Source organism: Azospirillum palustre (assembly GCF_002573965.1).
GTDB classification, from domain to species: Bacteria; Pseudomonadota; Alphaproteobacteria; order Azospirillales; family Azospirillaceae; genus Azospirillum; species Azospirillum palustre.
Genome location: NZ_PDKW01000043.1, coordinates 1,844,701 through 1,867,192, shown reverse-complemented (window position 1 = coordinate 1,867,192; position 22,492 = coordinate 1,844,701). Strand labels below are relative to the sequence as shown.

General features: G+C 67.1%; 21 protein-coding genes. 11 read left to right on the top strand and 10 right to left on the bottom strand.

Going from position 1 to position 22,492, the window contains the following annotated elements; all coding sequences use genetic code 11:
• Positions 1 to 5 precede the first annotated feature (5 nt).
• The 5 genes from CRT60_RS31125 to CRT60_RS31110 all read left to right on the top strand — a co-directional run bounded on the left by CRT60_RS31125 (position 6) and on the right by CRT60_RS31110 (position 2,992).
• Positions 6 to 338 (top strand): nucleotidyltransferase domain-containing protein, encoded by a 333-nt coding sequence (locus CRT60_RS31125; RefSeq protein ID WP_098740293.1) that lies wholly within the window; start codon positions 6 to 8, stop codon positions 336 to 338.
• Positions 339 to 403: 65 nt separating this feature from the next.
• The gene (locus CRT60_RS35935; RefSeq protein ID WP_143273425.1) at positions 404 to 748 is read left to right on the top strand and encodes a hypothetical protein; all 345 of its coding nucleotides are present in this window, start codon (positions 404 to 406) and stop codon (positions 746 to 748) included.
• Positions 745 to 1,242 (top strand): thioesterase family protein, encoded by a 498-nt coding sequence (locus tag CRT60_RS31120; protein WP_098740292.1) that lies wholly within the window; start codon positions 745 to 747, stop codon positions 1,240 to 1,242. The genes CRT60_RS35935 and CRT60_RS31120 overlap by 4 nt, the downstream gene beginning before the upstream one ends.
• A gap of 65 nt (positions 1,243 to 1,307) precedes the next feature.
• A complete protein-coding gene (locus tag CRT60_RS31115; RefSeq protein ID WP_098740291.1) occupies positions 1,308 to 1,844 on the top strand; it encodes a pentapeptide repeat-containing protein in 537 nt (178 codons plus the stop codon).
• A 119-nt stretch (positions 1,845 to 1,963) separates the two neighbouring features.
• Complete coding sequence (locus tag CRT60_RS31110) at positions 1,964 to 2,992, top strand: GGDEF domain-containing protein (protein WP_098740290.1); 1,029 nt, start codon at positions 1,964 to 1,966, stop codon at positions 2,990 to 2,992.
• Positions 2,993 to 3,014: 22 nt separating this feature from the next.
• Here the strand turns inward: CRT60_RS31110 and CRT60_RS31105 are convergent, their stop codons facing one another.
• The 5 genes from CRT60_RS31105 to CRT60_RS31085 form a co-directional block, all read right to left on the bottom strand.
• Positions 3,015 to 4,094 carry an NAD(P)H-dependent flavin oxidoreductase gene (locus tag CRT60_RS31105; protein ID WP_098740289.1) on the bottom strand — a complete coding sequence of 360 codons (1,080 nt, stop codon included), beginning with the start codon at positions 4,092 to 4,094 and terminating at the stop codon, positions 3,015 to 3,017.
• A gap of 112 nt (positions 4,095 to 4,206) precedes the next feature.
• The gene (locus tag CRT60_RS31100; protein ID WP_098740288.1) at positions 4,207 to 5,829 is read right to left on the bottom strand and encodes an ABC-F family ATP-binding cassette domain-containing protein; all 1,623 of its coding nucleotides are present in this window, start codon (positions 5,827 to 5,829) and stop codon (positions 4,207 to 4,209) included.
• A gap of 177 nt (positions 5,830 to 6,006) precedes the next feature.
• Positions 6,007 to 7,875 (bottom strand): adenylyl-sulfate kinase, encoded by a 1,869-nt coding sequence (gene cysC / locus CRT60_RS31095; protein WP_098740287.1) that lies wholly within the window; start codon positions 7,873 to 7,875, stop codon positions 6,007 to 6,009.
• 1 nt (position 7,876) lies between these two features.
• On the bottom strand, positions 7,877 to 8,674 hold the full coding sequence (gene cysD / locus CRT60_RS31090; RefSeq protein WP_098740286.1) for a sulfate adenylyltransferase subunit CysD: 798 nt from the start codon (positions 8,672 to 8,674) through the stop codon (positions 7,877 to 7,879).
• A complete protein-coding gene (locus tag CRT60_RS31085) occupies positions 8,671 to 9,375 on the bottom strand; it encodes a phosphoadenylyl-sulfate reductase (protein ID WP_098740285.1) in 705 nt (234 codons plus the stop codon). Before CRT60_RS31085 ends, cysD begins: the two co-directional genes overlap by 4 nt.
• A gap of 262 nt (positions 9,376 to 9,637) precedes the next feature.
• On the opposite strand from CRT60_RS31085, the gene CRT60_RS31080 reads away from it, so the two are divergent.
• The 4 genes from CRT60_RS31080 to CRT60_RS31065 all read left to right on the top strand — a co-directional run bounded on the left by CRT60_RS31080 (position 9,638) and on the right by CRT60_RS31065 (position 12,849).
• Positions 9,638 to 10,195: a precorrin-2 dehydrogenase/sirohydrochlorin ferrochelatase family protein gene (locus CRT60_RS31080; RefSeq protein WP_098740284.1), complete on the top strand. Its 558-nt coding sequence runs from the start codon at positions 9,638 to 9,640 to the stop codon at positions 10,193 to 10,195.
• Between the two features lie 141 nt (positions 10,196 to 10,336).
• Entirely contained in the window at positions 10,337 to 10,624 is a 288-nt protein-coding gene (locus CRT60_RS31075) for a DUF2849 domain-containing protein (RefSeq protein WP_098741117.1), read from the top strand.
• A 202-nt stretch (positions 10,625 to 10,826) separates the two neighbouring features.
• Complete coding sequence (locus CRT60_RS31070) at positions 10,827 to 12,362, top strand: nitrite/sulfite reductase (protein WP_425290429.1); 1,536 nt, start codon at positions 10,827 to 10,829, stop codon at positions 12,360 to 12,362.
• Positions 12,349 to 12,849 carry a DUF934 domain-containing protein gene (locus CRT60_RS31065; RefSeq protein ID WP_098740282.1) on the top strand — a complete coding sequence of 167 codons (501 nt, stop codon included), beginning with the start codon at positions 12,349 to 12,351 and terminating at the stop codon, positions 12,847 to 12,849. The genes CRT60_RS31070 and CRT60_RS31065 overlap by 14 nt, the downstream gene beginning before the upstream one ends.
• A 68-nt stretch (positions 12,850 to 12,917) precedes the next feature.
• Here the strand turns inward: CRT60_RS31065 and CRT60_RS37650 are convergent, their stop codons facing one another.
• Both CRT60_RS37650 and mepK read right to left on the bottom strand, forming a co-directional pair.
• Positions 12,918 to 13,682, bottom strand: coding sequence for a calcium-binding protein (locus tag CRT60_RS37650; protein ID WP_098740281.1), 765 nt, complete (start codon positions 13,680 to 13,682; stop codon positions 12,918 to 12,920).
• 312 nt (positions 13,683 to 13,994) lie between these two features.
• A complete protein-coding gene (gene mepK, locus CRT60_RS31055) occupies positions 13,995 to 14,630 on the bottom strand; it encodes a peptidoglycan L,D-endopeptidase MepK (protein ID WP_244592857.1) in 636 nt (211 codons plus the stop codon).
• Between the two features lie 559 nt (positions 14,631 to 15,189).
• Here mepK and CRT60_RS37645 point away from each other — a divergent pair.
• On the top strand, positions 15,190 to 16,497 hold the full coding sequence (locus CRT60_RS37645; RefSeq protein WP_098741115.1) for a pentapeptide repeat-containing protein: 1,308 nt from the start codon (positions 15,190 to 15,192) through the stop codon (positions 16,495 to 16,497).
• A 92-nt stretch (positions 16,498 to 16,589) separates the two neighbouring features.
• On the opposite strand, the gene CRT60_RS31045 is transcribed toward CRT60_RS37645, so the two are convergent.
• The 3 genes from CRT60_RS31045 to CRT60_RS31035 all read right to left on the bottom strand — a co-directional run bounded on the left by CRT60_RS31045 (position 16,590) and on the right by CRT60_RS31035 (position 21,128).
• Entirely contained in the window at positions 16,590 to 18,308 is a 1,719-nt protein-coding gene (locus CRT60_RS31045) for an ATP-binding protein (protein ID WP_098740280.1), read from the bottom strand.
• Positions 18,309 to 18,414: 106 nt separating this feature from the next.
• On the bottom strand, positions 18,415 to 19,011 hold the full coding sequence (locus tag CRT60_RS31040; protein ID WP_098740279.1) for a response regulator transcription factor: 597 nt from the start codon (positions 19,009 to 19,011) through the stop codon (positions 18,415 to 18,417).
• Positions 19,008 to 21,128, bottom strand: a complete 2,121-nt coding sequence (locus CRT60_RS31035) for a two-component system sensor histidine kinase NtrB (RefSeq protein ID WP_098740278.1) — start codon at positions 21,126 to 21,128, stop codon at positions 19,008 to 19,010. Before CRT60_RS31035 ends, CRT60_RS31040 begins: the two co-directional genes overlap by 4 nt.
• A 176-nt stretch (positions 21,129 to 21,304) precedes the next feature.
• On the opposite strand from CRT60_RS31035, the gene CRT60_RS31030 reads away from it, so the two are divergent.
• Positions 21,305 to 22,327: a TRAP transporter substrate-binding protein gene (locus CRT60_RS31030; RefSeq protein ID WP_098740277.1), complete on the top strand. Its 1,023-nt coding sequence runs from the start codon at positions 21,305 to 21,307 to the stop codon at positions 22,325 to 22,327.
• The last annotated feature ends 165 nt before the right edge of the window (positions 22,328 to 22,492 follow it).

Sequence of the window (22,492 nt, the reverse complement as noted above, 5' to 3'; positions counted from 1 at the left end):
TTCCCATGGCTGTGGTCGACACGCGGAACGACGAGAAGCTGCAAATCCTGCTGGACCGGATCGTCCCGGCCCTGGAGCCGGAAGCCGTCTACCTGTTCGGCAGCCGGGCGCGCGGCGATTTCGACGAGGACAGCGATTACGACCTGCTGGTGATCGTCCCGGACGATGCGCCGAAGGAACGGCGGTCGGCCGTGTTCGCCCATGCAGCAAAGTCCGGAACCGGCATTCCGGCTGACATCGTGCCCTGTCGCCGCTCTTTTTTCGAAGCGAACAGGAATCAGGTCGGCACGCTGAGTTACAAGGCCACGCATGAGGGGGTGCGTGTCTATACAATATAGCTTATGTATTTCAAGAATGTTCCTTACCAAGGCGGTGCCATTTCGGTTGTTATAGCGAGGGGAAAATGACTAATTATGATCTTTATGGACACCTCATTGAAACAGCAAGAAAACGGCGGGTTCTGTCTTATAGGGATGTAGCTGCTCCTATGGGATTAGATATGGATTCCCCAAAAGATAGAGATGAGCTTAGTAAAATTCTTTATGAAATTAGTGTTTCGGAATATAATCAGGGGAGGCCGCTGCTCTCTGTTCTGGTGATTGGGGGTGAAAAGGGAATTCCAAGTAAAATACCTGGCAGTGGGTTTTATGAAATGGCTTCCGATCTTGGGTTTAATATATCCGAAAAACTTATGTTTTTTGTTGAAGAGTTGAATAGAGTTCATGAGTTTTGGTCTGAGAAAAAATGACCCTCACCACCCCCCTGTCCCTCCACCGCGAAACCGTCCGCCCGGAGTGGATCGACTACAACGGGCACATGAACGTTGCCTATTACCTGCTGGCCTTCGACCACGCGACGGATGCCGTGCTGGACCGCTTCGGGATCGGCAAGGCTTATGTCGCGGCGGAGAACCGGTCGGTCTTCGTCGTCGATGCCCACCTGACCTATGCCCGCGAGGTGACGGAGGGGACGCCGTTGCGCTTCGACTCGCTGCTGCTCGGCGCCGACGCCAAGCGTCTTCATCTGTTCCACGAAATGCGGCACGCCGAGGAGGGGTGGCTGGCGGCGACGGCCGAGGTCATGCTGCTGCACGTCGATCTCGGTACGCGGAAGACCGGCCCGTTCCCGCCGGCCGTCGCGGCGGCGCTGGCCGGACAGGCGGCTGCCCATGCCGTCCTTCCCCGGCCGCCGCAGGCTGGGCGTGCGGTTGCCCGGCTGGACGGCTCCCGAACCACCGGATAACCGCAAGCCCTGCTTGCAACGGCCCGGTGGTTGAGTTGAGCGGTGGTGCCCCCATCTATCGAGGGATGAGAACCGCACCCGTCCCGCCGCTTCGCCTGCGCATCCGTTCCGGCATCCTCGCCGCCGCCGCGGCCGTGCTGACTGTCCTTTCCGTGGGCCCGGCGCTGGCCGATTGCACCGAGGCGGCACAGCCGAAGGTCAATTGGCGCCGCTGCTCGCTGGAGGGGCAGACGCTGACCGGTGTCGATCTCAGCGGCGCCATGCTGCGCGATGCGACCTTTCAGCGCGCCAGCCTGGGCGAGGCGAAGCTGACCGATGCCGACGGCTACCGTGCCAAGTTCATCAGCGCCACCGCCCCTGGCGCGGTCTTCGACAAGGCCCGCCTGATCGAAGCCGATTTCACCCGTGCCGACCTGACCGGCGCCAGCTTCCGCGAGGCCGACCTGCGCAATGCCAAGATGGTGGGGGCGTCGCTGGCGCGTGCCGACCTGACGGGAGCGAAGCTGTCCGGCACCGACCTGCGTCATGCCGACCTGTCGGGGGCACGCTGGACCGACGGCAAGCATATCTGCGCCGAGAGTTCCGTCGGACAATGCAATTAATTGAACAGTGTACAACCAGAGCGGTTGGAACATCTCGCCCTGTTCCCAAAAACCTTCTTGCCGTAAGGGCTTGTGCCGCGTACCGTTCGAAATCGAATGATTTTGGACGGACGGCGGTCGTGGCAACTGCGGAGGATTTCGAGCGTTCCAGCGGCCTTGCCGCGAAGGCCATGGAGCGGATGCTGTCCGACCGGCTGCCGGCCACCCCGGAAAATTTCACGCTTTGGTACGTCTATTACAGCGGCAACAACCCGGACCTGACCCGCGCCATCGATCTGGCGCGCCGCGATGGGCTGGCCGCCTCGCAGACGCTGTGCGACGAGCTTTACAAGCGCTTCTTCACCATGGACGCCGAAGCCCAGGCGATCCGTGAGACCTCCGACAAGGCCCGTTATGCCCTGGGGCGCATATTGGAGCAGCTGGGCAATGTCGGGTCGGAGACGGAGCGCTACGGCAACGCCCTGTCCGGCTTCCGGGAAGAGCTGGACCAGCCGCTCAGCCTGTTGGAACTGCGCGCCATGGTCGCCGCCATCGCTGCGGAGACCAAGGAGATCGTCGACCGCCAGACGGCGCTCCAACTGCAACTTCAGGAATCGAGCCAGCAGCTGGCCGAAATGCGGGTCAGCCTTGACAGCGCGCGGCGCGAGGCGCTGACCGACGGGCTGACCGGCATCGGCAATCGCAAGGCTTTCGACCTGATGCTGGAGGAGGCGATGGAAGCGTCGGTGCGCGACGAGCAGCCGCTGTCGCTGCTGATGCTCGACATCGATCATTTCAAGAGCTTCAACGACACCCACGGCCATCTGGTCGGCGACCATGTGCTGAAGCTGGTCGCCCGCATGCTGACCGAATGCATCAAGGGCCGCGACACCGCCACCCGCTATGGCGGGGAGGAGTTCGCGATCATCCTGCCGCGCACCAGCCTGGAGAACGCCACCAAGCTGGCGGAGCAGGTGCGGGCCTTCGTCGGTGGCCGCCAGATCGTGAACAAGGCGCGCAACGCCAATTACGGCACCGTCGCGCTGTCGGTCGGCGTCGCCCAGTTCCGCCCCGGCGAACCGGCCCTGACGCTTGTCCGCCGCGCCGACCAGGCGCTCTACGCCGCCAAGCGCAGCGGCCGCAACCGGGTGACGGCCGAGGCCATCTGAGCAGGCCTGCCCGTCTATCCAGTCAGACGGCAAGCCTGCGCCGGACCGCCTCAGTCCCGCGCAGCAGGTCGGCCACCAGTTCCCCCGCCGGGCGCCTCTGCGCCAGTGTCAGCCCCTGACCGGCCCACAGCGACAGGAACTCCGCCCGGCCGGCCTTGCCGGCGGCGGTGCGCAGCGGGCGGGTCAGCGCGTTCTGCAAGGGGAAGGGCAGCACCGCCTCGGGCGCCTGCGGGTCCTCCACCGTTTCCATGAAGCGGTTGACGATGCCGCGTGCCGGCCGGCCGGAGAAGGCGCGGGTGATGCGGGTCTGGTCCTCGCGCGCCGCCAGGATGGCGGCCTTGTGCGCCTCGGGGATGCCGGCCTCCCCGGTGGTCAGGAATACCGTGCCCATCTGCACCGCGGTCGCGCCCAGGGCCAGCGCCGCGGCGATGCCGCGCCCGTCCATGATGCCGCCCGACGCGATCACCGGCACGCCCACCGCATCGGCCACCTGCGGCACCAGCGCCATCGTGCCGACCAGATTGGCTGCCGGATCGCCGATGAAGCTGCCGCGATGCCCGCCGGCCTCGCTGCCCTGCGCGATCACCGCATCGACGCCGGCCTGTTCCAGGGCCACCGCCTCCGCCACCGTGGTCGCGGTGCCCAGCACCCGCATGCCGCGTGCCTTGGCCGCCGCGACGCTGTCGGCCGGCGGCAGCCCGAAGGTGACGCTGTAGAAGGCGGCTCCGCTGTCCAGCAGGGCAGCAAATTGCCGGTCGAAGATGTCGCCGCCGTAGGCGGGCTCCTCCGCCTCCGGCAGGCCGAGTTCGGCATGGAAGGGCCTCAGGCGGGCCATCGACTCGGCCATCATCGGCGCCGGTCCGGGCGCCGGTGTCGGCGCGAACAGGTTGATGCCGAAGGGCAGGGCGGTGCGCTGACGGATGGCGAGCGCTCGCTCGGCGATCTGCTCCCCGGTCAGGTAGGCGGCGCCGACGAAGCCCAGCCCGCCGGCCTCGTTGACGGCGGCGACCAGGGCCGGCGTGTCGCCGCCCCCCGCCATCGGCGCCTGGATCACCGGCGACCGCAGCCCCAACCGTTCAAGGGAATCCGTGAGAGAGGGCATGTCCGCCTCCGCTGTCTCGACAACGCAGGCGATGCTACGCCCCGGCGGACTTCACGACCAATGACTTGTTCCGAAGGGTCCGTTCACTTGAAGTGATGGGAAGGACAGGGGATCAGCTGTGCAACCCCGGTGCCTCCTGCCCGGTGCGCTCGACATATTCGGTGTAGCCGCCGCCATACTGGTGGATGCCCTCCGGCGTCAGTTCCAGCACGCGGTTGGACAATGCTGCCAGGAAATGGCGGTCGTGCGACACGAACAGCATTGTGCCCTCATAGGCAGCCAGCGCCTGGATCAGCATCTGCTTGGTGTCGAGGTCGAGGTGGTTGGTCGGCTCGTCCAGCACCAGGAAGTTGGGCGGGTTGAACAGCATGATCGCCATCACCAGCCGCGCCTTCTCGCCGCCCGACAGCACGCGGCACCGCTTCTCCACATCGTCGCCGGAGAAGCCGAAGCAGCCGGCCAGCGCCCGCAGCGAACCCTGGCTGGCCTGCGGGAAATGCGCCTCCAGCGCTTCGAAGATGGTCTGGTCGCCGTCCAGCAGTTCCATCGCATGCTGGGAGAAATAGCCCATCTTGACGCTGCCGCCGACGGTGACGGTGCCGCTGTCGGGGTCGGTCGTGCCGGCGATCAGCTTCAGCAGGGTCGATTTGCCGGCGCCGTTGACGCCCATCACGCACCAGCGCTCCTTGCGGCGGATGGTCAGGTCCAGCCCTTCATAGATGGACCGGCTGCCATAGCCCTTGTGGACGTTCTTCAGCACCGCCACGTCGTCGCCGGAGCGCGGGGCCGGCGGGAAGTCGAAGGTCACCACCTGGCGGCGCTTGGGCGGCTCGAAGCGTTCGATCTTGTCCAGCTTCTTCACCCGGCTCTGCACCTGGGAGGCGTGCGAGGCGCGGGCCTTGAAGCGTTCGATGAACTTGATTTCCTTCGCCAGCATCGCCTGCTGGCGTTCGAACTGCGCCTCCTGCTGCTTCTCCTTCAGCGCCCGCTGCTTCTCGTAGAAGCCATAGTCGCCGGAATAGCTGGTCAGCGTTCCGCCGTCGATCTCGATGATCTTGGTGACGATGCGGTTCATGAACTCGCGGTCGTGCGAGGTCATCAGCAGGGCGCCCTCATAGCCCTTGAGGAAACCTTCCAGCCAGATCAGGCTTTCGATGTCCAGATGGTTGCTCGGCTCGTCGAGCAGCATGGCGTCCGGGCGCATCAGCAGGATGCGGGCCAGCGCCACGCGCATCTTCCAGCCGCCCGACAGGCCGCCGACGTCGCCGTCCATCATCTCCTGGCTGAAGCTCAAGCCCGCCAGCACCTCGCGCGCCTTGCCCTCCAGCTCATAGCCGCCCAGCTCGTCGAAACGGGCCTGCACCTCGCCGTAGCGCTCGATGATGGCGTCCATCTCGTCGGCGCGATCCGGGTCGGCCATGGCGGCTTCCAGCTCCGCCAGTTCGGCGGCGACGACGCTGACCGGCCCGGCGCCGTCCATCACCTCCGCCACGGCGGAGCGCCCGGACATCTCGCCGACATCCTGGTTGAAATAACCGATGCTGACCTGCTTCTCGATCGCCACCTGCCCGCCGTCCGGCTGTTCCTCGCCGGTGATCATGCGGAACAGGGTGGTCTTGCCGGCACCGTTCGGACCGACCAGCCCGATCTTCTCACCCCGGTTGAGCGCCGCGGAGGCCTCCAGGAACAGGATGCGGTGGCCGTTCTGCTTGCTGACGTTATCGAAGCGGATCATGGGCGGCAGGGGTCCTTAGGGCGTGATGCGTGAAGGCGGCCCCTTATGCCACAGGATCCGGAGAGGGGGGAGGGTTGATGGGGCGAGGCACGGCATCGGCCGAAAAAGCGACGGGCGCGGTCTTTCCCCCGCGCCCATCGTCTCACCCCAAAAAAACCGACCCTCAGGTCACGCCCATCAAATGACGTAGGTCAGCTCTTTCTCCGACTTCAGGCTGTTCTTGCCCAAGGTCTCGTCGACATAGTCGAGCAGTTGGGCCAGCGCCTCGCTGCGGCTCAGCGCGTCGGTGTCGATCACCAGTTCGGGCTGGTCCGGCGCCTCGTAGGGAGCCGAGATGCCGGTGAACTCGGCGATCTCCCCGGCCCGCGCCTTCTTGTAGAGGCCCTTCGGGTCGCGCTCCTCGCAGGTGGCGAGGTTGGCGGCGACATGCACCTCGTGGAAGCGCTCGCCGCCGATCACCCGTGCCCGCGCCCGGTCGGCCTTCAGCGGCGAGATCAGCGAGGCGATCACCACCATGCCGGCATCGGCGAACAGCTTCGCCGTCTCGGCCACCCGGCGGATGTTCTCCGCCCGGTCATCCGACGAGAAGCCCAGACCGGCGTTCAGGCCGTTGCGGACATTGTCGCCGTCCAGCACGAAGGTCTGCCAGCCACGGTCGAACAGCGCGCGTTCCAGCGCCATCGCCAGCGTCGATTTGCCGGCACCCGACAGGCCGGTCAGCCAGACGATGCCGCCCTTGTGGCCGTTGGCCTGGGCGCGCTCCTCCAGCGAGACGGTGTGCGACACCTCGGTGATGTTGGCCGCCGAGGCGTCCTCGATCTCCACCACCAGGCAGCCGCCGACCACGTCGTTGCCGTCGATCAAAGCACCACGGCCGGTGCGCGGCAGATCCGATGCCAGATCCAGCGCGATGGGCGAGCGGGAGCGCAGGACGACCTCCGCCACCTCGTTGCGGCGGACCGCCTTGCCGGGGGTGCTGGACAGGTCCTCCACATTGATGACCGCCGTCACCTGCTCCACCGTCACCCGGTGCTCTCCGGTGGCGATCTTCAGCGTGTAGGTCTTGCCGACCACCAGCGGGTCCGACACCAGCCAGAACAGCCGCACGCTCAGCCGGTGGGCCAGGATCGGCGCGTCGGACTGGTGGTGGGCGATGTGGCCGCGCTCGGCGAAGATGCGCTTGTCCAGCGTGATGCCGATGCTCTGCCCGGCCTGGGCCGACAGCACCGTCTCCGGATGGTTCCACGCCTCGATGCTGACCACCTTGGCGCTGGCGCCCGTCGGCGAGAAGTGCAGCGTGTCGCCGACGCGCAGGCGCCCGCTCTCGATGCGGCCGGCCAGGATGCGGCGGTCGTCCGGCTTGTAGACGTCCTGGAGGGGGAAGCGCAGCGGCTGGTCGGGCGAGGTCTGCTGCGGACGGAAGGCGTCCAGCTGCTCGATCACCGTGGGCCCCAGATACCAGTCGGCCTGCTCGCTGCGGGTGACGATGTTGTCGCCGTTGCGGGCGGACACCGGGATCACCGCCTTGGGCTGGAGGCCCAGCTCGGCCAGATAGTCCTTGATCTCCTGGGCCACCACCTCATAGCGGCGGCTGGAGAACTCGACTTTGTCCATCTTGTTGACGACGACCGCGACCTGACGCACGCCCAGCAGGTGCAGCAGGAAGGCGTGGCGGCGCGACTGTTCCAGCGCGCCCTCGTCGGCATCGATCACCAGCAGCGCGGCGTCGGCCTGGGAGGCGCCGGTCACCATGTTCTTCAGGAACTCGGTGTGGCCCGGCGCGTCGATGATGACGTAGGGGCGCTGCTTCGTCTTGAAGTGGATCTGCGTGGTGTCGATGGTGATGCCCTGGTCGCGCTCGGCCTGGAGCGCGTCCATCACGAAGGCCCATTCGAACGGCATGCCGCGCTTGCGGCTCATCTCGCGGACCTGTTCGACCTTGCCGTCGGGCAGGCTGCCGGTGTCGTTCAGCAGGCGGCCGATCAGCGTGGACTTGCCATGGTCGACATGGCCGACGATGACGATGCGGAGTTGAGAATGCGGCATCTTACATGTACCCCACGCTGCGCAGGCGTTCGAAGCTGTCTTCGGATTCATTGTCCATCGCCCGGCCGGCACGTTCCGGCACGCGGGTCACCTGAAGCTCGGCAATGATCTCGTCGATGGTGGACGCGGTGCTGTCGACCGGGAAGGTGATGTTCTTCTCGCCCAGCGAGCGGTAACGCTTGCCGTCGCGGGCGAAGTACAGCGGGACGATGGGAATCCCCTCGCGCTGCGAATAGCGCCAGATGTCAAGCTCGGTCCAGGCCAGCAGCGGGTGGATGCGGACATGGACGCCTTCGGGGAAGCGCGTCTTGTAATGGTCCCAGAACTCCGCCGGCTGGTCCTTCACGTCCCAGTCGCCTTCCAGCGAGCGCGGCGAGAACACGCGCTCCTTGGCGCGGGTCGCCTGCTCGTCGCGGCGGATGCCGACCATCACGCCCTGGTAGGCATGGTCGCGCAGCAGGTTCTTCAGACCTTCCGTCTTGCGCGCGGCGGCGCGGGTCAGCGGCGGCAGGGTCTGGTCCATCTCCTCCTCGGGCGGGCACTGCTCCACCTTGAGGTCGAGGTCCCATTCCTTGGTGATGCGGTCGCGGAACTCGTAGACCTCCGGCAGCTCCATGGCGGTGTCGAGCTGCACGACGGGGAAGGGAATGCGGCCGAAGAACGCCTTGCGGCAGAGCCACAGCAGCGCGTTGCTGTCCTTGCCGATCGACCAGAGCATCGCCAGCTTGTCGATGCGGTTGTAGGCTTCGCGCAGGATGTAGATGCTCTGGTTTTCGAGCTGGTCGAGATCGGCGCTCATCGGGCGGTTCCAATCATGGTGTGTATGCCGCATTCGGTCTTGGCGCTGCCGGCCCAGCGGCCGGAACGCGGGTCGGCACCGGGCGCCACTCGCTCGGTGCAGGTGTAACAGCCGATGGACAGGTACCCGTCGGCTTCCAGCGGGTGGCGCGGCAGGTCGCGCCGGGTGAACTCTTCCTCCAGCCGGGCCTTGTCCCAGTTGGCCAGCGGGTTGACCTTCACGCGGCCGCCCTCCGCCTCGAACAGGGGCAGGGCGGCGCGGGTGGCTGACTGGAAGCGCTTGCGTCCCGTCACCCAGGCCTCCAGCCCGGCGGTGGCCAGCGCGCGCTCCAGCGGCACCGTCTTGCGCAGATGGCAGCAGGCGTCGTAATCGCGGGCGAACAGCATCCCGTCCTTGTCGCCAGTGGCGAGGTCGTCTGCGGTCGGCCCGATCTCCCGCACATCCCGAAGGCCCAGCCGCTTCACCAGCTCGTCGCGGTAGCGCAGGGTCTCGCCGAACAGCTTGCCGGTATTCACAAACAGAACCGGGAAATCCGGCGTCGCTTCGGCGGCGAGCGCCAGAAGCACCGCGGATTCGGCCCCGAAGGACGACATCAACGCGATCCGCCCGCCGAACAGCTCATGCATGGCAGCCAGCAGCGGTGCGCCTTCCAGCGTGCCGTGGCTGTCGGTCAGATGCTTCACCCGTGTTTCCGCGTCCATCTTCGGCTGCCTTTTGCGGTGGCCTTTAAGTCTATCTAGTAAGTAGATTTACTGACTGTGTTTGCACATTAACACCGGCGGAAAACCCGTGCAACGTAAATACATTCTCTACTTGTTTAATAGGTTTGTGCTGCGCTGCAAATCGTTGTGTGAAATATGTTGATTGTCGTGCGGCAGCCGGGCTAAATACCGCCATGCACAGGATCCCGGTCATAGGCGCCGCAGCCGCCCGCCCGATTTCGCCCGTTTCGGTGAGGCAGGCATGATTCCGCTGGCGCTCGACCCGGCGCGGGTGACGATTGCGCTTGCCGGCAACGGCCCGCTCGCGCTGCGCCGTCTGACGCAGCTTCGCGAGGGCGGAGCGGATCCGCAGGTCTTTTCACCGGAACCGGATGGGGAATTGGCGGCTCTCGCCGGCGACCGTCTAGTGCGGGCTCTGCCGGAGGCATCCGATCTCGACAAGGTCGGCGTGCTGTATGTGATGGGGCTGGGGACGGAGGCCGAGACGGCGCTGGCGGACCTGGCGCGGCAGCGCCGGGTGTTGGTGAATGTCGAGGACGTCATCCCCTTGTGCGATTTCCACTCGCCCTCCGTGGTGCGGCGTGGCGATCTGGTGATGACGGTCTCCACCGGCGGCCGCAGCCCGACCGTCGCCAGCCTGCTGCGCCAGCGGCTGGAGTCCCTGTTCCCGGAGGAGTGGGCGGAGCGGCTGCGCACCATCGCCGAGCTTCGCAACCGCCGCCGGGCGGAGGGGGCATCGATGTCCGAGGTCGCCCGCGAAAGCCGCGACCTGATCGACCGGGAGAAGTGGCTGCCGTAACGGCCCGCCTCCCGCGAAGCCCGTACGATGGCGAATTCACTGCCGGACCGCAGACGGTTCGGGTTAAGACACCAAACGCGTTCGAGAACGACCAGCCAGGAGAGCCAGATGTCGGCCAAGGATCGATCGAAGGAAGGATCGATGAAAGCCATCACCGCCAGCCGCCTGCGCGACGGGGAAGTCGTGTTCCTGGGCGAGGGTGGCGTGTGGGTCGAGTCCTTCGCCGAGGCTGCGCTGTTCCAGCGCTCCGAGGCGGATGCCGTGCTGGCCGACGCCAAGGCGAAGGCCGAGCGCGAGCAGTTCGGCGTCGACATCTACGCCTTCGAGGTGGTGGAGCAGGACGGCGTCCCGGTCCCGGCGACGATGCGCGAGCGCATCCGCACAGCCGGTCCGACCGTCCGCCTCGATCTGGGCAAGCAGGCCGCCTGAGTCAACGAACGCTGGCCGTTCCGGCGGCCCTTTAGGGTTTATCGACATGAACCACATCGCGCCCGGCGCCCGTGCCGGCATCTATCATTACGACGAGATCGACCGGCAGTTCGTCGCCGAGCGCGTCGAGCAGTTCCGCAAACAGGTCGAGCGCCGGCTGTCCGGCGAGCTGACGGAGGAGGAGTTCAAGCCGGTCCGGCTGATGAACGGCCTCTATCTCCAGCTTCACGCCTACATGCTGCGCATCGCCGTGCCCTATGGCGTGATGTCGGCCACCCAGCTGCGCAAGCTGGCGGAGATCGGGCGCCGGTACGACCGCGGCTACGGCCATTTCACCACCCGCCAGAACCTGCAATACAACTGGATCAAGCTGGAGGACACCCCGGCCATCCTGCATGAGCTGGCCGAGGTCGACATGCACGCGCTGCAGACCAGCGGCAACTGCGTGCGCAACGTCACCACCGACCCGTTCGTCGGTGCCGCGAAGGATGAGGTGGTGGACGGCCGCGTCTATGCCGAGATCCTGCGGCAGTGGACGACGATGCATCCCGAGTTCACCTATCTGCCGCGCAAGTTCAAGATCGCCATCTCCGGCGCCGAGAGCGACCGCGCCGCGGTGCGCATCCACGACGTCGGCCTGCTGGCCCGTCGCAACGACAAGGGGGAGGCTGGCTTCTCCTTCTATGTCGGCGGCGGTCTCGGCCGTTCGCCCTTCGTCGGCAAGCTGGTGCGCGAGTGGGTGGCCGAGGAGGATTTCGTCGCCTATCTCGAAGCCATCCTGCGCGTCTACAACCAGTACGGACGCCGCGACAACATCTACAAGGCGCGCATCAAGATCCTGGTGCATGAGCTGGGTCTGGAGAAGTTCACCCAGGAGGTCGAGGAGGAGTTCGCGCGGCTGCGCGGGCCGAAGTACCGCCTGGATCCGGAGATCGTCGAGGGCGTCCGCCAGCATTTCGCCCCGCCGCCCTTCGAGGAGCTGCCCGACCATTCCGAAGCGCTGGAGCGTGCCAAGGCATCCGACCCGGCCTTCGCCAACTGGCTGGAGGTGAATGTCGCGGAGCACAAGGCGCCGGGCTATGCCATCGCCACCGTCTCGCTGAAGCCGGCCGGCGGCATCCCCGGCGACGCCACCTGCGACCAGATGGACCTCGTCGCCGATCTGGCCGAGCGCCACAGCTTCGGCGAGCTGCGCGTCACCCATGTCCAGAACCTCGTCCTGGCGCACGTCAAGAAGGACGAGCTGTACGATTTGTGGAAGCGGCTCGACGCCGCCGGTCTGGGCAGCGCCAATGCCGGGCTGATCGGCGACATCATCGCCTGTCCGGGTCTGGACTACTGCGCGCTGGCCAATGCCCGCGCGATCCCGCTGGCCCAGGCGATCTCCGCCCGCTTCGCCGATCCGATCCGCCAGCGCACCATCGGTGAACTCGGCATCAAGATCAGCGGCTGCATCAACGCCTGCGGCCATCACCATGTCGGCGCCATCGGCATCCTCGGCGTCGACAAGAAGGGCACCGAATATTACCAGATCACCGTCGGCGGCGACCCGACGCTGACCACGGAAATCGGCGACATCCTCGGCCCGGCGGTGACCGAGACCGAGGCGGTGGACGCCATCGAGGCCATCGTCGACGTCTATCTCGCCAACCGCACGGGCGAAGGCGAGCGCTTCATCGACACGCTCCGCCGCGTCGGCCATGCCCCGTTCAAGGAGAGAATCTATGCCGCTGATTGAGAATGGGCGCATCGGCGAGGATGCCTGGAGCTTCATCCCCGATGGCGAGCCGGTCCCCAACGACCGCCCGGTCATCATCAGCTTCGAGCGCTGGCAGGCCGAGCGTGACAGCTTCGAAGGCCGCAACGCCCGGCTGGGCGTGCGGTTGAAGAGCGGCACGCTGGCAGGATCCATCGCCGCCGACCTCGACCGCTTCTCGCTTGTCGCGGTCGAATTCCCGAAGTTCCGCGACGGCCGCGGCTTCTCCACCGCGCGCGAGCTGCGGGAGCGCTACGGCTACACCGGCGAGATCCGCGCGGTCGGCCATGTCATCCCCGACCAGTATCTGTTCCTGGTCCGCACCGGCTTCACCTCGGTCGAGGCGCCGGAGGGCACCAATCCGGAAAGCTGGGACAACGCGCTGAAGGAGGTCACCATCGCCTTCCAGCCCAGCCTGGACGACACCGCGCCGCTGTCGCTGCTGCGCCGCAAGCTGAAGGTGGGGTAGGGCGGTCTTCCTCCGCCCAGGACAAGTGGGAAAGGCGCCATCCCTGCCGGGACGGCGCCTTCCTCGTTTCAGAGGGCGGTGAACCAGCCACTCGACACGTCCTGGGCCATCACCCCGGAGAGGGTGACCGTCGACGCGCTGCCGAAGCCGGAAATGTTGAGAACAGCCTCGCCTTGGGCGTTGGCGCTCACCGTGTAGCTCTGGAACCCGAGCAGTCCGATCCGGTCGCCCTCCGCGGCATTGAAATCGCCCACGACGTCGTTGCCTCCGCTGCCGCCGAAGCTGACCGAGAAATCGAACAGGTCGGCGCCGGCCCCGCCTTGCAGCAGGTCGTCGCCGCCGCTGCCCCGCAGCCTGTCGTCGCCGGTTCCACCGGACAGCGTGTCGTTGCCGGAACCGCCGGTCAACGTGTCGTTGCCGTCCTCGCCGGCCATCGTCACTGCCGATGACGAGTTGGCCGCCGTCACGGCGTCATTGCCGACCCCGCCGATGACATGCTCGATCGAATTGGAGATATCCAGACTGGCACCCCCGGCGTAGCGGACAATGACCGTGTCGTCGCCAGCGCCGCCGAAAAGACGGACCGCGGTTGCGGTGTCGAGATAGAAGCTGTCGTTCCCGGCCTCGCCGAACAGCACATTGTCGCCGGTCCCGCCGATCAGAACATCGTCGCCGTCACCGCCGTACAGGGTGTCGTTTCCGGCCCCGCCGACCAGGACATCGTTCCCTGCGCCGCCGAACAGAATGTCGTTGCCGTCGCCGCCATCCAGCGTGTCGTCATCGCCACCGCCGATCAGCGTGTCGTTGCCGCTTCCACCGAACAGATAACCCATGTGCCTGTCCCCCCACTTGCGAAGCCTGAGGCTTCAAAAATTGCGCAGTGGAGATGATAATAAACTATCTGGACTCAAAAAATGGAAAAATCTACCATAGGATGCGGTAATGAGCCGCAATCGGTATTTTCCAAAAGTTGCGGAAAAGGGGTTCGAAGGAAGGGTGTCATCGCAGCGACCCCGGGGCGGGAAGCGGCAACTGCCTCGAAAGCGACTGTGGCGCCGAAGCCCGTCCGGACCTGGCGCCACATGATACCGACTTCCTTGAAGGACGGGGTGTCCCGGACCGCACCGTATCGGTGGTCCGGCCGCTCACCAGTGGCGGAGCGGGCCGACGTCGACATGGACGAAGTTGCTGTCCGGGTAATAGCCGACCCCGCCGCCGCGCAGGCTGAGCGCCGCACGCTGGAGCTGGCGGGTCGACAGGCCCTGGACCCGCAGGTCGATCGCCATGCCGCGCATGTGATAGCTGTTCTGCGCCACGCCGCTGCCGTCGGCCTCGCGCAGCATCGCGTTGGTCTCCGGCGAGCGGTAGCCCGAGACGATCTCGATAGGGCCGCGGCGGTTGATCTTGCGGCTCAACGAGTGGACCAGATCGATCAGCTTCGGATCGATGGCATGGACCGAATTGTTGTGGTGGTCGCGCAGCACGCGGTTCAGCGCCCGCATCGCGTCGCGGACATATTTGCCCCGCGACCAGTATTCGGCGCTGATCCGCTCGCCGGTGTGCAGGTTCACCAGCGACAGCACCCGCGGCGGAGCGCGCAGCGCCGCAGCTTCCGCCTCTTCGCTGGTAAGCAGGGTCCCGCCGGCCGAGGCGACCGCCGCGAGGCCGAGGCCGGCGCGCAGAAGATGGCGGCGATCGAGATGACGGCGTTCGGTGGCGTGGCTCTCGCCGACGCTCGGGCGTGCGGTCGTGGTCGACCGGGCGTCCGCATCCTTCATCATTCTTCCTTCATATCCCGTTTTTCCGCTCCGGCAGCCGGACTCCATCGTCTGGACCCCGCCGTCCCGGTTACGGCCAAAGTCACACCCTGGCTAAGGTCAAGGCGTGCTGCGGTGCGTTTATCCGAAAGGTGGGACACTTTTAGGATGCCCGTGGCCTTTTCTGTCAAGAAACCATTGCTTAACCGATGCTGTTTTTTGGAGGAGTCGAGGGATTCCGCCGCCTCGCCCGGAACGGGGGCGGGACGCCGGGTTGCGGCTGTTCGCGACCCGTTCGCAACTGGTTCGATTACAGAACGGTAACCTGCGCGACTCGGAGACTGCCGCGATCCTGTCACGGCGATGGACGTGTCGGGGCCTATGGCCGTTGCTATGGCCAAGCTTCCGTTTTTCCTATCCATCCCGGCTGGAATCGGCCTTTTCCCGCCGATGCGCCATGCCGGCGGGCCGCCGAACCGCATCCTCCGAAAGAGGGTGCGCAAAAGGGGGATTCATTCAGCCTTCGGTAACGAATGAACCGCATGATTGTCGCGATGTAACCATTCACGGCGTCGAGTTGTCCGTGCCAACCGCCACCACCCCGACCGCTCAGTCCGTCTCCTTCTTTCGGCCCGACCAGCTGGCCGAGGTGCTGGAGCGGCACGCCCGCTGGATCAAGGGCCAGCCGGGCGGCGCCCGCGCCAACCTCGCCATGGCCGACCTGGAGGGGGTGGACCTGTCGCAGCGCGACCTGCGCGGCGCCCGGCTGGTCGGGGCGCGGCTGGCGCGCGGGCGGCTGAACGGAACCAATCTGGCCGGCGCCGACCTGTTCGGCGTCGATCTGCGCGATGCCGACATCAGCCGCGCCAACCTGATGCAGACCGATCTGCGCGGCGCCCGGCTGCGCGCGGCCGACTTCTCGAACGCCAACTTGAAGGGCGCCGACCTGCGCGCCGGCACGCTGGAGCCCGGCGGCACCGCCCGTCGCGGTGCCGGCCCCGATGCGCAGGACGCCGAAAGCGCCCGCCAGATCCACAAGGCGGCACTCGCCCGCCTCCAGAACGGCATGACGGCGGAGGGCGGCATTCCGACCGACCTCACCGGCGCGGTGCTGCGCGGCGCCAACCTGTCCGACGCCGACCTCAGCGGCGCGATGTTGCAGAACGCCGATCTGTCCGGGGCGGTGCTGACCGGGGCGGACCTGACCGGCGCGCGTCTGAACGGCGCCAACCTGTCGGGGGCGGCGCTGGACGGCACCCGCTTCGACAAGGCCGACATGGTCGGCACGCGGATGGCCGACTGCGACCTGTCCTCCACCCGCATCGCCACGGCGCAGATGACCCGCCCCATCGACAGCATGGGGTCGGAAATCCAGCGCGCCATCTTCGACCATGAGCGCTGGATCGACAGCTTCGGCCAGCGCGGCCAGCGGGCCGATCTGGACGGCGCCGATCTCAGCCGTGCCGATTTGCGCAGCGTCAACCTCAGCGCCGCAAGCCTGCGCGGGGCCAACCTGTCGGCGGCGGCGCTGACCGGCGCGCGGCTGATGATGACCGATCTGTCGGGCGCCAATCTGGAGGGCGCCAACCTGATGGGCGCCGATCTGTCGGGCGCCAACCTCAGCTACGCCGTGCTGACCGGCGCCGACCTGACGCGGGTGCGGCTTGGGCCGGCGGCGATCAAGGATCCGTCGGGCCGTCCCACCGGCCGCTCCTGGGCCGCCAACCTGATGGGAGCCGACATGCGCGGCGCCCTGCTGGTCGGCACCTGTCTGGTGCAGGCGAACCTGTCCGACGCCAATCTCGACAGCGCCGACATGGATGGTGCCGACATGGCCGGCGCCAAGCTTCAGCGCGCCACGCTCCCCGGCCGTCCGCCCCGCCGGGGCTAGAGTGCGGTCGTTTCAAGCGAACTCGCTTGAAACGTGAATCGCACGGAAAACCGGACAGACTCCAAGAGCGAATCGCCGCCTTCCGAGAGCCCTTACGGCAGGACGATCGTCACCGTGGTGCCGGTCCCCGGCGTGCTGTCCAGGGTCAGGGTGCCGCCATGGGCCTCGACGAAGCGGCGGGCCAGCGGCAGGCCCAGGCCGGTGCCGGCCTCCGCCTTGGTCAGATAATTGTGGACCTGGCGGAACGGCTCCATCGCGATCACCAGCTCGTCCGCGCTCATGCCGACGCCGGTGTCGGCGATCACGATGACGGCACCGGCGCCGCCGGGTCCGGGCTTGGCCTCCACCCGCACCGCACCGCCCGACGGGGTGAATTTGATGGCATTGGACAGGACGTTCAGCACCGCTTGGCGCATGCGGACCCCATCCACGGTGACCTGAAGACCGGGCGCGATGGCGCCGCTGGTCAGCACCACCCCCTTGCGCAGGGCCAGCGCCTCCATCAGCGACAGGCAATCCTCCAGCAGCTCGCCCAGCGCGACGCAGGCGGGGAACAGCTCCAGCCGTCCGGCCTCGATCTTCGCCATGTCCAGCAGTTCGTTGACCAGATCCAGCAGATGGCGGCCGGACTGGTGGATGGCGGTCAGATATTCGACATGCTTGGGCGGGGAGGGGCCGAAGATGCCGGACATCAGCGCCTCGGCGAAGCCGATGATCGCGTTCAGCGGGGTGCGCAGCTCGTGGCTCATGTTCGCCAGGAAATCGCTCTTGGCCCGGTTCGCCGCCTCGGCATGGTCCTTCTCCGATTGCAGCCGGCGGCGCTGCTCGATCAGCACCGCCTCGCGGGCGCGGCGCACCTCCTCCTCGGCGCTGCGGCGGCGGCGGTAGGCGCGCGACACCAGCAGCGCCAGCATCAGCGTCGCCGCGCAGGCGGCGGCCGCTCCGCCGACCACCGTCATGCGGGTGGCGTTCAGCTTCTCCTGCACGATGGTCGACGGAACGCCCAGCACCACCGCCCAGCCGGTTTCGGATGAGCGGTGGATGACGGAGTGGACTTCGATCCCGTCCTTGGTCTGGCCGACGAACATGCGGTTGCTGCCGGTCCGGATCCGCGCCTCCAGCGACGCATACACCTTCTGGCCCAGATAGGCCGCCGCATCGCGCGAGCGGGCGGCGATCAGCATGGTCGGATCGATGACGGTGACCGTCCATTCCGGCGGGGTGTCGCGCGTCCGCAGGGCGCTGGACAGCCCCTCCAGCCCAAGTGCCAGGGACAGGATGTAGCGCACGCGGTCGTTCTGGCGGTCCGGGTCGAACTGGAGGATCGGCGCCCGCAGGATCAGCGACGGCCGGCCCGGCGGTCCGCCGGGCGGAAGCACGCCGCCGATGGTCGCGCGGTGGCTCTCGATGACAGTGCGGGTGATCTCGTCCAGCCGGGGCGGCGGCAGCGGCTGGACGCCCAGCGGGTAATGGGTGTGGAAGACGAAGCGGCCGGTGTCGGCGTCGACCATCCCCATCGCCAGCCAGCCGGGCTGGCTGTGGGTGGCGGTGGTGGTCTCCTGGTACAGGGTGCGCAGATCGTCGGCATTGGGCTGGAGCAGCGACGCCAGCAGTTCCAGCGGCCGCAACTGGCTCGCCAGTTCACGGTCGACCGCCAGCGACAGCGACTGCGCCACCGATTGCAGCGCATCCTCCGTCTCCGCCCGGTCGCGGGCGTCGAGCTGCCAGACCATCACGGCGCCGAACAGCAGCAGCGGTGCCGTCACGGCCAGGCCGATGGCGAGGATGGAGCTGGGTAACCGAAACCTCAACCGCTGATGCTCCAGACCGCTGGGGAACGAACAGACTAGTACGGGACAGATGGGGACTCCAGGCGCCTCCGTCGTCCCCTGGGTTTTCCTGTATCGGGAGGAGCAATCAGGCGGCGCCCGTCAGCAGCCGCGTCAGCTCCACCGCCGTCTTGACCCGCATCTTCTCGAACACATGGCTGCGGTGGACCTCCACCGTGCGCATGCTGATGCCCAGCTCGTCGGCGATCACCTTGTTCAGGCGGCCGGCGACGACCAGCTCCATCACCTGCCGTTCGCGCTGGGTCAGGGTGGCGAGACGGGCGGCCAGCCCGGCCTGACCGGCCTCGCGCTCGCGCTGCTCGGCGTCGAAGGCAAGCGCGTCGATCACCCGGTCGACCAGCTCGTTGTCGTTGAAGGGCTTTTCCACGAAATCGCGGGCCCCCTTCTTCAGGGCGCCGACGGCGATGGGCACGTCGCCATGGCCGGTCAGGAAGATCACCGGCATGCGGCAACCCTTGGACAGCAGCCGGTCGAACAGCTCCAGCCCGCTCATCCCCTCCATGCGGATGTCCAGCAGGAGGCAGCCGGCGGTGTCCGGCCGCCAGGAGTCCAGGAAGGTTTCGGCCGACGGCCAGCCCGCCACCGGGACGTTGCGCGACTGGAACAGCCAGCCGAGCGCGTCGCGGATGGCCTCGTCATCGTCGACGATGTGGAGCGTGGTCATTCGGCAGCCTCGGCGGTGTGATCGGGATACGTGTCGGTCGTCCGGTCCGGCGTGCGGGCATGGACGGGCAGGGTGAACAGGAAGCGGGTGCCGGTCCCCGCCGTTTCGAACCACAGCCGGCCGCGGTGATGCTCGACGATGGACCGGCAGATGTTCAGGCCCATGCCCATACCTTCGCGCTTGGTGGTGAAGAAAGGGGAAAACAGCCGGTCGGCCACATCGGGGGCGACGCCGCAGCCATGGTCGCGGATTTCGGTCAGCAGCAGGCGGGCGCCATCCTTGTCCCCGTCCTTGCCGTCCCCGCCGCCATCGCAGTCGGTCTGGCGGACGGTGACGGTCAGGCGGCGGTCGGCGCGCGGGGTGCGGGCCATCGCCTCGATCCCGTTGCGCATCAGGTTCAGCACCACCTGTTGCAGCAGGATGCGGTCGCCGGTGACCGGCGGCAGGTCGGCCGGGGCATCCAGCTCGACCCGCACGCCCAGCCTTGCGGCGTCGCTGCCGGCCAGCCCGACGCAATCCTCCAGCACCTCGGCCAGCGAGCAGGGGGCGACCTTGGGGTCGCGCTTGCGCACGAAGTCGTGGATGCGGCGCACCACCAGCCCGGCCCGCTTGGCCTGGGCGGCCAGCTTCTCCAGCGCCGCCGCCACCTCTTCCGTGTCGCAGCGGTCGGAGCGCAGCCGGTTCAGGCAGCCGGTGCAATAGCTGGCGATGGCCGACAGCGGCTGGTTCAGCTCATGCGCAAGGGTGGAGGCCATTTCACCCATGGTGATCAGGCGGGAGGTCTGTTGCAGCCGCTCCTGCTGCTGGCGCGCCAGCTCCTCGGCGCGCTTGCGCTCGGTGATGTCGAGGACGGAGCCCATCCAGCCGGTCTGCCGCCCGTTGGCGTCGATCAGCGGCGCCTCGTAGATCAGCGCCTCGAACCGCTCGCCGTCGGCGCGCTGGAAGCGCATCTCCAGTCCGCTTTCCGGCGCCCGGCCGGCCAGCACGTCCTGGAAGGCGGCCTCGGCCCGGTCGATCTCCTCCGGCAGCCAATAGGGCGCCGGCGGGCCGCGTCCGATCAGATCGTCCGCCTCCAGCCCGACCATCCGGCAGAAGGCCGGGTTGACGTAGGTGATGCGCCCTTCCAGGTCGCGGGCGCGCATGCCCACGGTCAGGCTGTCCTCCATCGCCTTGCGGAAGGCATGCTCCTCGCGCAGCGCCTCCTCGGCGCGCAGGCGGCCGGCGATGTGCCGGCGCAGCGACCACAGGCTCCACAAGGCCGACCCGGTCAGCGCGAAGATCGCCGCCACCAGAACGGTGCGGGTGACGTTGGAGTCGCTGGGGTAGGCGGTGGCGACCAGGGCCATGCCATGGCCGGGCGGATCGAACGGGATGAGATGGCTGCGCGCGGGGTCGGGCGCCGGACCGGCCATGGACCCCGGCACCGACATGCGCGACTTCGATCCCAGCACCGTGCCGGTGGCGTCGACCACCTCCAGCTGGTAGCGCTGGGCGAACCACCAGGGGACATGGTGGGTCAGCATCGCCTCGAAGGAAAAGACGCCGACCAGCGTGCCGGCGAAGGCGCCGTCGCGGAACAGCGGGAAGGCGGCGTCGAAGCCGCGGTCGGTGGCGTCGATCCGGTAGGGCGCGCCATAGGCCCGCAGGCCGGAGGACCGCGCGATCCGCACCGCGTCGTCGCGGGCCATCCTCTCCGCATCGGCTGCATCGGTTTCGCCGCTTCCCGGGAACGGCGGCTCGGCCAGCAGGGTGCGGCCCTGGGGGGCGAGCCACAGCACCCGCTCGATGGCCGGATTGGTGTTCACCACCAGCCGGGCCATTGCGGCGAACTGCCGCGGGTCCGCCTCGGTCCGGCCCGCTTCGGTCCGGCTCAGCGTCTCCGCCAGCCTCTCCAGCTTGTCCTCGTCGGACGCGAGCTGGAAGTGCAGGTTCTGCTCCACCCACAGCGCGTCCTTGATCAGCGCCAGCGCCTCCTCCTCCCGCTCGTTGCGCTGCAACAGCCAGAGGAAGGCGCCCAGCAGCACCACGACCAGCGCCATCGCCACCACCGGCATGGCGTGCGGCACCGTCCGCCCGAAGCGGACGGCAGGACCGGATTTGCGGGATGGCTTCGGCATCGGGGTGGACACGAAAGTGTGGGGGCAGGGGATGGCGGGACCGTACGAAAGTGGAATAGGCCGACTCTGCGGATATCCACAATAGCCGCAATTCGTCCGATCATGAACAATGCGCAACAAGTACGGGGCCGAACAGTCAGCCTCGTCTACAATGAATACCAGAGGGGGACGCACCTATGAAACTCGTGAAGCTCCTGTGCGCGGCGGCGGTCGGCTGCATGATGTCGGCGCCGATGGCGATCTCGACGGCCTGGGCCCAGGACCAGATCGTGATCAAGTTCAGCCATGTCGTCGCGCCGGAGACGCCGAAGGGCAAGGGTGCCGAGAAGTTCAAGGAACTGGCCGAGAAGCTGACCGCCGGCAAGGTGAAGATCGAGGTCTATCCGAACAGCCAGCTCTACAAGGACAAGGAAGAGCTTGAGGCGTTGCAGCTCGGCGCCGTGCAGATGCTGGCCCCGTCGCTGGCCAAGTTCGGCCCGCTGGGCGCCAAGGAATTCGAGGTCTTCGACCTGCCCTACATCTTCCCGAGCAAGGAAGTCCTGCAGCGCGTCACCAAGGGCGAGATCGGCAAGAAGCTGTTCCAGAAGCTGGAGTCCAAGGGCATCGTCGGGCTGGCCTACTGGGACAACGGCTTCAAGATCATGAGCGCCAACAAGCCGCTCATCAAGCCGGAGGACGTGAAGGGCCTGAAGATGCGCATCCAGTCGTCCAAGGTGCTGGACGCCCAGATGCGGGCGCTGGGCGCCCTGCCGCAGGTGATGGCCTTCTCCGAAGTGTACCAGGCGCTGCAGACCGGCGTCGTCGACGGCACGGAGAACCCGCCGTCCAACATGTACACCCAGAAGATGCACGAGGTTCAGAAGAACGCCACCCTGACCGACCACGGCTATCTCGGCTATGCGGTCATCGTGAACAAGAAGTTCTGGGAAGGCCTGCCCGCCGACGTCCGCGGCAAGCTGGAAGAGGCGATGAAGGAGGCGACCGACTACGCCAACGACATCGCCCAGAACGAGAACGACGTGGCGCTGGCCCAGATGAAGGCCTCCGGCAAGACCGAGTTCCACACCCAGACCAAGGAAGAGCGCGAAGCCTGGGTCAAGGCCCTGAAGCCGGTCCACAAGGACGCCGAAGCCCGCGTCGGCAAGGACCTGATCGAAGCGATCTACAAGGAATCGGCCGCGGCCGGCTTCAAGATGTGATTTGAGCCGTCAGGCGGATTTCCCTCTCCCCCCTGGGGAGAGGGTCAGGGTGAGGGGGCAGCACAGGCGGAAGCCTGTGCCAGGGGATTGCCAAGGGGCAGCATGCCCCTTGGCGGCGCGCGGGTCGCGCGCCGGCCCCCTCACCCTCCCCACCGCTGCGCGGCG

Coding starts and splice junctions, on each gene's coding strand:
- CRT60_RS31115 (WP_098740291.1), top strand. CDS start 1,308: ATGAGAACCGCACCCGTCCCGCCGCTTCGCCTGCGCATCCGTTCCGGC.
- CRT60_RS35935 (WP_143273425.1), top strand. CDS start 404: ATGACTAATTATGATCTTTATGGACACCTCATTGAAACAGCAAGAAAA.
- CRT60_RS31100 (WP_098740288.1), bottom strand. CDS start 5,829: ATGATCCGCTTCGATAACGTCAGCAAGCAGAACGGCCACCGCATCCTG.
- mepK (WP_244592857.1), bottom strand. CDS start 14,630: ATGATGAAGGATGCGGACGCCCGGTCGACCACGACCGCACGCCCGAGC.
- CRT60_RS31040 (WP_098740279.1), bottom strand. CDS start 19,011: ATGACCACGCTCCACATCGTCGACGATGACGAGGCCATCCGCGACGCG.
- CRT60_RS31125 (WP_098740293.1), top strand. CDS start 6: ATGGCTGTGGTCGACACGCGGAACGACGAGAAGCTGCAAATCCTGCTG.
- CRT60_RS31065 (WP_098740282.1), top strand. CDS start 12,349: ATGCCGCTGATTGAGAATGGGCGCATCGGCGAGGATGCCTGGAGCTTC.
- CRT60_RS31035 (WP_098740278.1), bottom strand. CDS start 21,128: ATGCCGAAGCCATCCCGCAAATCCGGTCCTGCCGTCCGCTTCGGGCGG.
- CRT60_RS31075 (WP_098741117.1), top strand. CDS start 10,337: ATGAAAGCCATCACCGCCAGCCGCCTGCGCGACGGGGAAGTCGTGTTC.
- CRT60_RS31080 (WP_098740284.1), top strand. CDS start 9,638: ATGATTCCGCTGGCGCTCGACCCGGCGCGGGTGACGATTGCGCTTGCC.
- CRT60_RS31030 (WP_098740277.1), top strand. CDS start 21,305: ATGAAACTCGTGAAGCTCCTGTGCGCGGCGGCGGTCGGCTGCATGATG.
- CRT60_RS31085 (WP_098740285.1), bottom strand. CDS start 9,375: ATGGACGCGGAAACACGGGTGAAGCATCTGACCGACAGCCACGGCACG.
- CRT60_RS31105 (WP_098740289.1), bottom strand. CDS start 4,094: ATGCCCTCTCTCACGGATTCCCTTGAACGGTTGGGGCTGCGGTCGCCG.
- cysC (WP_098740287.1), bottom strand. CDS start 7,875: ATGCCGCATTCTCAACTCCGCATCGTCATCGTCGGCCATGTCGACCAT.
- CRT60_RS31070 (WP_425290429.1), top strand. CDS start 10,827: ATGAACGGCCTCTATCTCCAGCTTCACGCCTACATGCTGCGCATCGCC.
- CRT60_RS31120 (WP_098740292.1), top strand. CDS start 745: ATGACCCTCACCACCCCCCTGTCCCTCCACCGCGAAACCGTCCGCCCG.
- CRT60_RS37650 (WP_098740281.1), bottom strand. CDS start 13,682: ATGGGTTATCTGTTCGGTGGAAGCGGCAACGACACGCTGATCGGCGGT.
- cysD (WP_098740286.1), bottom strand. CDS start 8,674: ATGAGCGCCGATCTCGACCAGCTCGAAAACCAGAGCATCTACATCCTG.